Source organism: Pseudoalteromonas sp. Z1A6 (assembly GCF_011378745.1).
Classification (GTDB): domain Bacteria; phylum Pseudomonadota; class Gammaproteobacteria; order Enterobacterales; family Alteromonadaceae; genus Pseudoalteromonas; species Pseudoalteromonas arctica.
Window position 1 is genome coordinate 1 of the sequence record NZ_WTKW01000544.1, and the last position, 1,784, is coordinate 1,784.

The 1,784-nt window shown below is 40.1% G+C and carries 1 protein-coding gene; it reads left to right on the forward strand.

Going from position 1 to position 1,784, the window contains the following annotated elements; all coding sequences use genetic code 11:
- The first annotated feature begins 202 nt into the window (after positions 1 to 202).
- Entirely contained in the window at positions 203 to 1,630 is a 1,428-nt protein-coding gene (locus tag GQR46_RS19315) for an NAD-dependent succinate-semialdehyde dehydrogenase (protein WP_165742159.1), read from the forward strand.
- The last annotated feature ends 154 nt before the right edge of the window (positions 1,631 to 1,784 follow it).

A 1,784-nucleotide genomic window follows, 5' to 3' on the forward strand; every position in this document is an offset into this window, starting at 1 on the left:
TTTTTTGTTTCAAAAAAGCATTCATAAACACGTAGCAGCGACTTTATGTCGCGTTTTAAATCTCAAACGTTTTAAGTTAAATTTTTCTAATCTCAAACTTGAACATCAAAATGATCACGTATTTTTCAGATTATATAAACGCGGGGTAAACCCGCTGCTAAGAGTTCAACCCAATCCCTAAAATCTATTTCGGAGGTTTATTTTGAGTAATCTTATTTTCTCAGACTCATTTATTAACGGCGAATTTTATAAGACTGATACGCACTTTAGCGTTAACGATCCCGCGACCGAAAAAAGTATTGTTGATGTAAGCGATATTGACGAGCAGGGTGTAAATAGCGCAATAGCTGCAGCTCAAGGGGCTTTTGTTAAATTAAAAGCGACGAATGCCACCGAGCGAAGCGAAACGCTGATGCGCTGGTATGAGCTAGTTATAAAACACAAACAAACACTTGCAGAGCTTATGACCAAAGAGCAAGGCAAGCCGCTCAAAGAATCCCTTGGCGAAATTAACTACGGTGCAGGTTTTATCAAATGGTTTGCAGAAGAAGCCAAGCGTAGTTACGGTGACGTGATTCCGCCAACTGATGACTCACATCGTTTAACTAGCTTTAAGCAGCCTATCGGTGTTGTAGCTGGTATAACGCCTTGGAACTTCCCTGTTGCTATGGTTACTCGTAAAGTAGCTCCAGCTTACGCTGCGGGCTGTAGCTTTATACTTAAACCTTCTGAACATACGCCACTATGTGCTATCGCACTTGCTTATTTGGCCGATCAAGCTGGTTTTGTTAAAGGTGCATTTAATGTACTGGTTTCACAAGATGCCAAAACAGTAGGTAAAATGCTGACTGATTCAGAAGTCGTGCGTAAGTTTACATTTACCGGCTCTACCGGTGTAGGTAAGCAGTTGCTATCTCAATGTGCAGACACAATTAAACGCACCTCGATGGAGCTTGGCGGCAATGCGCCTTTTATCATTTTTGATAATGCAGATTTAGATGAAGCTGTAGAAGGGCTAATGGCGGCTAAATTTAGAAATAGTGGGCAGGCATGTGTTGCTGCAAACCGTATCTTTATACAGCGTAATATTCTCGACAAAGTACTGTCAAAAATCACGCCTAAGGTTGCAGCGTTAAAAGTGGCAAATGGTTTTGAAGACGATGTTGATATTGGCCCACTCATTTACCCTAAAGCCAAAGAGAAAGTACAACAGTTAGTACAAGACGCACTCGATAAAGGTGCTACGTTGATTGGCGATAATAGTGACTTAGGTGGCAGCTTTCAAAACCCATTAATAGTAAACAACGTAACTACTGACATGGATATTTACCACGAAGAAGTATTTGGTCCAGTATTAACGGTTATTCCTTTTGATGAAGAAAGTGAAGTGCTTGCACTTGCTAACGATGTACCATTTGGTCTAGCAGCCTATTTTTATAGCCAAAATATTAAGCAAATTTACCGAATTAGTGAAGGGCTTGAATTTGGTATGGTAGGTGTAAATGAAGGTGTTATATCAAACCCAGTAGCGCCTTTTGGTGGCGTTAAGCAATCTGGTTTAGGCCGAGAAGGTGGGCATCAAGGGCTGGATGAGTACCTAGAAGAAAAATACGTGTGTATTAAAATATAACGGCAGTTAAGTATACGAGCGCGAATTTACTTCGCGCTTTTTTATGACGTTAATATGGCAGATATATGAACTTTACCTTTTACTGTTGCTACCCAAAGCGCTAAATGCTACCTTTGGGAACATATTTTTTGTTAATAAAACAACATAAAAAAAC